Origin of the sequence: Shimia sediminis (genome assembly GCF_003990645.1) — a bacterium.
Lineage (GTDB): Bacteria > Pseudomonadota > Alphaproteobacteria > Rhodobacterales > Rhodobacteraceae > Shimia > Shimia sediminis.
Genome location: NZ_RYZK01000017.1, coordinates 39,449 through 49,280, shown reverse-complemented (window position 1 = coordinate 49,280; position 9,832 = coordinate 39,449). Strand labels below are relative to the sequence as shown.

The following is a 9,832-nucleotide window of genomic DNA, read 5'->3' as shown; positions in this document are numbered from 1 at the left end:
GACTTGAGCGCCGTTGAGAAAGCGGCATAACTATTGAACCAGAAACTCTCCGGTAAACCCGGGGCGGTTCAATTTTGACTGGCTGAGCAGACATTGAGCGCACTCATTTGAACGGCAGCTTTGTCCGCATAGCAGACAATCGTCGCCTCACGCCGAGACCGAAAAGGGGCACTAGAGATCACTCTGAGCGCCCCAAGCACTGCTCCACGGATGATCTACCCAGCCGCTTGAGCCTTCAGCTCCAACCGGCGGGCATGCAGCACCGGCTCGGTATAGCCCGATGGCTGAACCCGGCCCCGGAACACCAGATCACAGGCCGCCTGAAAGGCGATCCCGTCAAAACTCGGCGCCATCGGGCGATACAATGGATCACTTGCGTTCTGACGATCCACCACGGCGGCCATCTTCTGCATCGCCGCCATCACCTCGGCCTCGCTCACCACCTCGTGGTGCAGCCAGTTGGCCAACGCCTGAGAGCTGATCCGACAGGTCGCCCGATCTTCCATCAGACCGACATCATGGATGTCCGGCACCTTGGAACAGCCGACACCCTGATCAATCCAGCGCACCACGTAACCAAGAATGCCCTGGGCGTTGTTTTCAACTTCGCGGGTGATCTGCTCTTTCGACCATTTGCGATAGGTCGCCAGCGGGATGTCGAGGATGCCATCCACATGGGCGCGCCGCCCGCCGGCCTTCAGCTTGTCCTGCACTGCAAAGACATCAACCTTGTGGTAATGCAGCGCGTGCAGCGTCGCCGCGGTCGGGCTGGGCACCCAGGCACAGTTTGCGCCGGATTTGGGGTGCTCGATCTTTTGTTCCAGCATCGCATGCATCAGGTCGGGCATGGCCCACATGCCCTTGCCGATCTGCGCCCGCCCCTGAAGACCGCATTCCAGACCAATGTCCACGTTGCGGTTTTCATAGGCCCCGATCCAGCCCTTGCGCTTGATGAAATCCTTGCGGCTGAATGGTCCGGCCTCCATCGAGGTGTGAATTTCGTCGCCAGTGCGATCCAGAAAGCCCGTGTTTATGAACGCCACCCGGCTTTTTGCCGCTGCGATACATTGCTTGAGGTTCACCGAGGTCCGGCGCTCTTCGTCCATGATGCCGATCTTCACCGTGTTGCGCGGCAGCCCGAGGATATCCTCAACCAGATCAAAGGTTTTGACGGCAAAGGCCACCTCTTCCGGCCCGTGCATCTTGGGCTTCACCACATAGACCGACCCGTGCACCGAATTGCCGCTGTCGCGCTGCAGATCGTGCATGGCGATCATCGTGGTGACCAGCGCATCCATCAGACCCTCAAAGGTTTCATTGCCGTCGCGGTCCAGAATGGCCGGGTTGGTCATCAGGTGACCGACATTGCGCACCAGCAACAGTGCGCGTCCTTTCAGGGTCAAATCGCCCCCATCCGGCGCAGTAAAGGTCAGGTCGTCGTTCAGCCTGCGCGTAAAGCTGTGGCCGCCCTTGTCTACCTCTTCGGTCAGATCCCCCTTCATCAGGCCCAGCCAGTTGCGATAGGCCTGCACCTTGTCTTCGCCATCGACACATGCGACCGAGTCCTCGCAATCCATGATCGCCGAAATCGCGCTTTCCAGCCGCACGTCCGCTAATGCAGCCTGATCCCGGCTGCCAATAGGATGGGCGCGGTCAAACACCAGCTCGACATGCAGACCGTTGTTGACCAGCATCACCGAGTCCGGCGCCTTTGGATTGCCGCGATAACCTGCGAACTTCTCGGGCTGCACCAGCGGCATGTCATCCACCAAAAGCGCGCCGTCGCGTATGTGATACCGCCGTACGTCTGCGTGGCTCAGCCCCTCAATCGGAAACGCCTCGTCCAGGAACACGCGCGCGCGCGCCACAACACGGCTGCCGTGCCCCTTGTTGTAGCCACCCGCCGGAGCACGCACGCCCATCGCATCGGTGCCATAGAGACCGTCATACAGGCTCCCCCACCGCGCGTTTGCCGCGTTCAGCGCATAGCGGGCATTGGTGATCGGCACCACAAGCTGCGGACCGGGCACCGAGGCGATCTCGGGATCGACATTGGCTGTCTCAACCTGAAACTCTCCCCCTTCAGGCAGGAGATACCCAATCTCTTCCAAAAACGCCTTATAGGTCTCGTGGTCGTGCGGCGCGTCCCGATTGGCCACGTGCCAGGCATCAATCTGGCCTTGCAACGTCTCGCGTTTCTCAAGAAGCGCACGATTTTCCGGTCCCAACTCGTGCAACATCTTGGACAGCCCGGCCCAGAACACCTCGGCCTCAACGCCCGTGCCGGGCAACGCCGCGCCTTCGATGAACTCCGCCAAAACGGTGTCTACCTGAAGCCCGTGTTTTTCCATTCTGTTGCCCATGTTCTACTCCGATTTCCTGGGTGCACGACGGTATACTGTTCCCGATCTAGTCCAGAAGTTTCCTATAGGCAACAAAACTGACCCTTCGGTGCAGGCTGAAAAACTTTCAAAAATCTCAAGAAACTGCCAGCGGCCCCGCCGATCCGCGCTTGCAGCCGCGCCGCGATTGGCTACATCTTCTTGCGACAGGCTTTCAGGAGACCCCCATGCGCGATGCTGCCCCCCAGACGATCTATCTCAAGGACTACAAACCCTTTGGCTGGATTATCGACGATGTCCACCTGACCTTTCGCCTGCATCCCACGGCGACACGTGTCATCTCGCGCATCCGCTTTCGTCCGGATTACGAGGTGCATCACCGCCCGTTTTTCCTGCATGGCGAAGACCTGAAACACGTCTCGATCAAGGTCGACGGCCACGACGTTGACCCAACATATGTTGATGGCGGAATTGAGGTCGATGTGCCCGAAGCCCCCTTCAACTGGGAAGCCGAGGTCGAGATCAACCCACAAGACAACACCGCGCTCGAAGGGCTTTACATGTCCAACGGCATGTACTGCACCCAATGCGAGGCCGAGGGCTTTCGCAAGATCACCTGGTACCCCGACCGCCCCGACGTCATGGCGCAGTTCACCGTGCGCATCGAGAGCACCGCCGAACACACCCCGGTCATGCTCTCCAACGGCAACGGTCTGTATTATTCCCAGGACAGCACCCAGCCAGAGGGCCCCAATGTCTCGATCTATCAAGACCCCTGGCCCAAACCCGCCTATCTTTTCGCGCTCGTCGCAGGAGACCTGATCGCGCATCAAGACACATTCACCACCATGTCCGGCAATGAGGTAGACCTCGCCATCTGGGTCCGCCCCGGCGATGAGGACAAATGCGCCTTTGGCATGGAAGCCCTGAAAAAGTCGATGAAATGGGACGAAGACGTTTATGGCCGCGAGTATGACCTGGATGAGTTCAACATCGTCGCCGTCGATGACTTCAACATGGGCGCGATGGAGAACAAGGGGCTGAATGTCTTCAACTCGTCCTGCGTGCTCGCCAGCCCGGAAACCTCTACAGACGCCAATTTCGAACGTATCGAGGCAATCATTGCGCATGAGTACTTTCACAACTGGACCGGCAACCGCATCACCTGCCGTGATTGGTTCCAGCTTTGCCTGAAAGAGGGGCTGACAGTCTATCGCGACCAGCAGTTCACCGCTGACATGCGTTCGGCCCCCGTGGCCCGTATTTCCAACGTTCTGGCCCTGCGCGGACGCCAGTTCCCCGAGGATCAGGGGCCGTTGTCACACCCGGTTCGCCCGGAAAGCTTTCAGGAAATCAATAACTTCTACACCTCAACCGTCTATGAAAAAGGTGCCGAGGTCATCGGCATGCTGCACACGCTGGTCGGGCAGGAAGAATATGCCAAGGCGCTCGATCTCTATTTCGACCGCCACGATGGCGATGCTGCCACCATCGAAGACTGGCTCAAGGTTTTTGAGGACTCGACGGGGCGTGATCTCACCCAGTTCAAGCGCTGGTATTCGCAACCCGGCACGCCACGCGTAGAAGTGCGCGAGGATTATGAGGGGGACACGTTTACTCTGCACCTCAGGCAATCCACCGCCCCCACGCCGGATCAGGACACCAAGGCCCCACAGGTCATCCCGGTGAACGTCGGTCTTTTGAACCCCAATGGCGACGAAGTCATGGAAACACAGACCCTCGAACTGACCGAAGAAGAACAAACTTTCGCGTTCCCCGGCCATGCCACGCGCCCGGTCCCCTCGATCCTGCGCGGTTTCTCGGCCCCGGTGATCCTCAATCATGACATCGACAATGACCGCCGCGCGTTTTTGCTGGCCCATGACACCGATCCTTTCAACCGTTGGGAGGCAGGCCGCATGCTGGCCCGCGACTCGCTGTTGAATGCAATCATTGACGGCAACGATCCGAACCCCGCCTATCTCGATGGCCTCAAATCCGTTCTGCGCGACAACAGCCTCGACCCGGCCTACCGCGCCCTGATGCTCGGGCAACCGACGCAATCCGAACTCGCAGGCCTTTTGCACGAGGCGGGCCATACCCCCGACCCCGAGGCCATCCACACCGCGTCCGAAGCCCTGCGCGACGCCAAGGCGGCGGCCTTTGCCGACCTCCTGCCCGACCTCTACACTGCCAACCAGACGCCCGGCCCCTTTTCGCCCGAGGCCGACCCGGCGGGCAAACGGGCGCTCGCCAATGCCGCCTTGGCGCTCATCAGCCGTACCGACGGCGGCAGACAGGCTGCCGACCAGTACGCAAGTGCCAACAACATGAGCCAGCAACTCGCCGCACTGTCCTGCCTGTTAGATGCAGGCGCAGGCGACACCCAGTTGGCCGCGTTTGAGAAACAATGGGCGCATGACCGCCTTGTCATGGATAAATGGTTCTCACTCCAGATCATGCAGGCGCAGCCACAAGACGTTGTCGCCACCACGCAAAAGCTCACGCAACACCCTGATTTCGATATGAAAAACCCCAACCGCTTCCGTGCGGTGATGGGGGTGTTGTCACTGCATCACGCTGGTTTCCATGACAAGAGCGGTGCGGCCTATGCGCTCTTGGCCGACTGGCTCATTCGCCTTGATCCGCTCAATCCACAAACCACCGCCCGCATGTGTTCGGCCTTTCAGACCTGGAAACGCTATGACAGCGACCGTCAGGCCCTGATCCGCACGCAACTCGACCGTATCCTCAGCCAAAAGAACCTGAGCAAGGACACGACCGAGATGGTCACCCGGATTCGTGGCACCTGAGGAGATCCAATGCCCGAACCCCTCATCCACCAGAACCACGGCCGCAGCCCAACCACGATGCTCGGGCTTGCGGCCTACCTTGGATTTCTTGTCTTCCTGTCATCGGTCGGCACCCTTGAATGGATCATCCTTGGCCTTGGGCTCTTCGCGGTTCCTGCCGCGATTGACCTGCTCAGGAACCCGGTCACCGATTTCGAGCTGAACGCTCAGAACATCCGCTGGAAGAACTCTGGGCAAGAGGCAGAACTGCCCCTGTCCCGCATTCAGCGGGCCAGGTTCGACACGCGCTGGGATTTCTCCGTGCGTGTCACGCTCATTTTGCGTGATTCCTCCAAGCTGCGAATCCCCCAGGACGTGACACCGCCGCACCAAACGCTCGAGCAAGCCTTCAAAGACCGCGACATCGCCACCGAGCGTCACCATTTCCGCGTTGTCTGACTGTCGCTTTTGACAGGCCCGCCGCAATTTGCGCCAAAACCGTCCGCATGATTCCCAAAGGGTGCCATGTTTCGGCCCGAAACTCCGATCAGAGTGTCTTCATTCAATCGGAGTACCCAGTTACATGACTTTTTTCTCGGATCAAAAAGCCAAACTGAGCGGGCTGTTTGCCCCTTCGGTGCAGAGCTTTGCGCGGAAATTACCTCTGCCGCGCGCCGAAAAGACCGAAATGGTCGAGGACGACAATCCCAACATCACCTATCGCGACATGCAGGAGCGGCTGCAAATACCCGTGCACGTCACCACGCCGGACCAGATCGAGGGCGACAAGGCGCGCGAGTTCGGGCTGTACATGGCCCGTCAGGATCGCTGGGACGAGCTGGCCGACCAGATCCGCGCGCATGACACCGCGCGCCTGACCACGCCCTCCGGTGTGTCGCTGGCCGAGCTGATGGCCTTTGGCGCCCGCTCTGATGTGGTACGCGCCGCCGAACACGCTCTGCTGCATGGCAAACCGGCCCATGACAGCGATTTTTTCTCTGGCATCGAAGCGCTCGAATCTATCCTGCTCGACAACCCCGACTGTTACGCCACCGCCCTGATCGTCGCCCATATGCATATCGACATCGGCTGGGCCTGGCGCGGAGCTCACGGCGATGACAGCCTTGGCGATGTCAACCGCGAGGCCTTTGCCGCGCATTTTGACCGGGCCCGCGATATTCTGGCTGCTTTCCCCCCGTCCGATCATGAATCCGCAGCCCTTTCGGCGGCGCGCTGTGCGCTCTTGCCAGGCAAGGTTGATCCCGGCGCGCACCTGATCCGCGAATTCGAATCCCTCATCAACCTCGACCCGATGAACCCGCGCCACATGCGCGCGCTTGGCAACTATCTCCTGCCGCGTTGGTACGGCACCTATCAGGCCGTCGACCTCGAGGCCCGCCGCACGGCCGCCCGCACCTATCAGGACTGGGGTGCCGGCGCCTATGCCTGGGTCTGGTTCGACGCGCTTCTGGTGGATCCCGACGGCTTTGACCTCCTTGAAACCGAGTACTTCCTGGATGGTATCGAGGACATCCTGATGCGCCGCCCGGACCAGCACACTGCCAATCTGTTGGCCGCGCACCTGTTCCAAAGCTGGCAAATCACCCGCGCCCGCTATCATCAGACCGGCCTGCGCCCGGACCTGCCCCCGGCCCTGCGCCGTGGCTTTGAGCGGGTTGTGCACGACCATCTGCGCGAGCTGCACCCGCTTATCTGGGGTCATGCCGAGATCGGCTTTGAGAACACCGCCCGCATCATCTCGACCGAGCGCCTCGCTGAAAAGGGCAAGGAAACCGCATTGGCCGCTGTGGCCATGCCGTTTCTCAAGGCCCTGCAAGAGGGCTACACCGTGCGCTTTGAAGCGGACGGAATCAACCAGATCCAGCGCTAAAGGCCTCTTGCTCCTGCCCCATGGCTGACTTAGAACGCATCCCACATGCGTTCCAAGGAGTCCGGCCCATGCTCGACCTGACATATGAAACCCCCAAACCCAAGATGATCTCGGGTGCCAAACATGACTGGGAACTGGTCATCGGCATGGAGGTGCACGCCCAGGTCTCGACCAATGCCAAGCTGTTCTCGGGCGCTTCGACCCAATTCGGCGCCGAACCCAACAACAACGTGGCCTTCGTGGACGCGGGCATGCCCGGCATGCTGCCCGTCATCAACGAAGAATGCGTGGCCCAGGCCGTGCGCACAGGGTTGGGCCTCAAGGCAGACATCAACCTGTTCTCGGCCTTTGACCGCAAAAACTATTTCTACCCCGACCTGCCGCAGGGCTATCAGATTTCCCAGCTTTACCACCCCATCGTGGGCGAGGGCGAAGTGCTGGTGGAACTGGGCGACGGCACCGCGCGCACCGTGCGTATCGAACGCATCCACCTGGAACAGGACGCGGGCAAATCCATCCACGACATGGACCCCAACATGTCTTTTGTCGACCTCAACCGCACCGGTGTCGCGCTGATGGAAATCGTCTCGCGCCCCGACATCCGTGGCCCCGAAGAGGCCGCCGCCTATATCGTCAAACTGCGCCAGATCATGCGCTACTTGGGCACCTGCGACGGCAACATGCAAAACGGCAACCTGCGCGCAGACGTCAACGTCTCGATCTGCCGTCCGGGTCAGTACGAGAAGTACATGGAAACACAGGACTTCTCGCATCTCGGCACGCGGTGCGAGATCAAGAACATGAACTCCATGCGGTTTATCCAACAGGCGATCATGATCGAGGCCGAACGCCAGATCCGCATCGTCGAAGGTGGCGGCACCGTCGATCAGGAAACCCGCCTCTATGATCCGGACAAGAACGAAACCCGCTCGATGCGGTCCAAGGAAGAAGCCCACGACTACCGCTACTTCCCCGACCCCGACCTCCTGCCGCTGGAAATCGAGCAGGACTGGGTGGATGACATCGCATCCAGCCTGCCGGAACTGCCCGACGCCAAGAAATCACGGTTCATCAGTGATTTTGGCCTCTCGGACTATGACGCCAGCGTGCTGACCGCCGACGTGCCCAACGCCGTATACTTTGAAGAGGCCGCCAAACTGGCCGGTGACGGCAAAATGGCCGCCAACTGGGTGATCAACGAATTGTTCGGCCGCCTGAACCGCGAAGAGCATTCGATCACCGAGTCCCCGGTGACGCCCGCACAGCTGGCAGGCATCATCAAGCTCATCAAATCCGACGCCATCAGCGGCAAGATCGGCAAGGACCTGTTCGAGATCGTCTACACCGAAGGCGGCGACCCCGAGAAGATCGTCGAAGAGCGCGGCATGAAACAGGTGACGGATACCGGCGCGATTGAGGTCGCTCTGGACGAGATCATCGCCGCAAACCCGGCGCAGGTGGAAAAAGCGCAAGTGAACCCCAAACTCGCCGGCTGGTTCGTCGGTCAGGTCATGAAAGCCATGGGCGGCAAAGCCAACCCCAAGGCCGTGAACGAGCTGGTGGCGCAGAAACTGGGTCTGTAATCACAGAACCCCCCGTAGGTCGGACAGACTGTCCGACCTACCAACGTCTTCACACGAGGCCCCCATGCAGTTCGACGCCCCCTTCCGCTCGACCCCAATGGCGATCCGCCCCGAGTGGATCGACTACAACGATCACCTCAACATGGCCTATTACAATGCCTTGATGGACAAGGGCGTGGACCAGCTGTGGGAATACCTCGGCTTTGGCGAGGACTATGTCAAAACCCAGGGCCACACCACGTTTTCAGCCGAATACCACATGCAGTATCTGCGCGAGATCCACCTCGACGCCCCGGTTGTTGTCACCTTTCAACTGCTCGACTTCGACGAAAAGCGGTTCCACTTTTGCCAGGAACTGTTGCACGGCGACCAGGGCTGGGTTTCGGCCCGTGGCGAGGGGCTGGGCCTGCACATCGACACCTCCGGCCCACGGGTTGCCCCGATGCCACCACAGATTCTTGCCAAGTTTCAGGCCCTGTCCGAGGCCCACAGCACCCTGCCCCGCCCCGACTGGATCGGCAAACCCATAGGATTGCAGCGCAAATAACCTCGGGGACAAGATCACACTGGACCCTTCCTGCGCCGCGTGACACGGTGCGGGTATGGCTGACGTGATTGACATCCTGCAGGAACGCAAAGAACTCCCGCTCTTTCTGGAAAGGGACGGGCTGATTGGCATTGAACTGGGCGTGGCGGGCGGATGGTATTCACGCCGGATGCGCGAAACCGGACTGTTTTCAGAAGTCTACGGCGTCGACGTCTACGGCGACCGCCATGACACTGCCGAATACATCCGCGCCCTGAAAAACGTCGGCATGGGTGGCAACTACTGGCTTTTGCGCATGACCTTCGAAGAGGCGCTGGATGTCTTCCCTGACGAGCACTTCGATTTTGTCTACATTGACGGATACGCCCACAACGGCGAATTGCGCGGCAAGACCATGTTCGACTGGTATCCCAAGGTCAAAGTGGGCGGTATGATCGCGGGCCATGATTATCACAATAAATGGCCGCTGGTGCAGGCGTCCGTCAATGCGCTGTCCGAGTGCCTGAACCAACCGATCCTGCGCACAGCCATGTCCGATCCGCCCGACCCGCAGGACAAGTTTCCCTCCTGGGCCATCATGAAGGAAAGCGCCGGGAACCCGGCCTATCCGGACAAGCTCACCAAGCTGCCAAAAAACCTGCGCAGATAAACCGTCGACAGGCTGTCAATCACTGGGT

At 60.0% G+C, this 9,832-nt stretch carries 7 protein-coding genes; 6 read left to right on the top strand and 1 reads right to left on the bottom strand.

Annotated features, from left to right (window positions below; translation table 11 throughout):
• Positions 1-215: 215 nt before the first annotated feature.
• Positions 216-2,363, bottom strand: coding sequence for a malate synthase G (locus tag EK369_RS20755; protein WP_127116193.1), 2,148 nt, complete (start codon positions 2,361-2,363; stop codon positions 216-218).
• Between the two features lie 206 nt (positions 2,364-2,569).
• On the opposite strand from EK369_RS20755, the gene pepN reads away from it, so the two are divergent.
• The 6 genes from pepN (at position 2,570) to EK369_RS20725 (ending at position 9,804) form a co-directional block, all read left to right on the top strand.
• Entirely contained in the window at positions 2,570-5,155 is a 2,586-nt protein-coding gene (gene pepN, locus EK369_RS20750) for an aminopeptidase N (RefSeq protein ID WP_127116192.1), read from the top strand.
• A gap of 9 nt (positions 5,156-5,164) precedes the next feature.
• Entirely contained in the window at positions 5,165-5,593 is a 429-nt protein-coding gene (locus EK369_RS20745) for a hypothetical protein (protein ID WP_127116191.1), read from the top strand.
• Between the two features lie 124 nt (positions 5,594-5,717).
• Entirely contained in the window at positions 5,718-7,025 is a 1,308-nt protein-coding gene (locus tag EK369_RS20740; protein ID WP_127116190.1) for a hypothetical protein, read from the top strand.
• Between the two features lie 68 nt (positions 7,026-7,093).
• Positions 7,094-8,608, top strand: coding sequence for an Asp-tRNA(Asn)/Glu-tRNA(Gln) amidotransferase subunit GatB (gene gatB, locus EK369_RS20735; RefSeq protein ID WP_127116189.1), 1,515 nt, complete (start codon positions 7,094-7,096; stop codon positions 8,606-8,608).
• Between the two features lie 64 nt (positions 8,609-8,672).
• A complete protein-coding gene (locus EK369_RS20730) occupies positions 8,673-9,155 on the top strand; it encodes a thioesterase family protein (RefSeq protein WP_127116188.1) in 483 nt (160 codons plus the stop codon).
• Between the two features lie 55 nt (positions 9,156-9,210).
• On the top strand, positions 9,211-9,804 hold the full coding sequence (locus EK369_RS20725; RefSeq protein WP_127116187.1) for a class I SAM-dependent methyltransferase: 594 nt from the start codon (positions 9,211-9,213) through the stop codon (positions 9,802-9,804).
• The last annotated feature ends 28 nt before the right edge of the window (positions 9,805-9,832 follow it).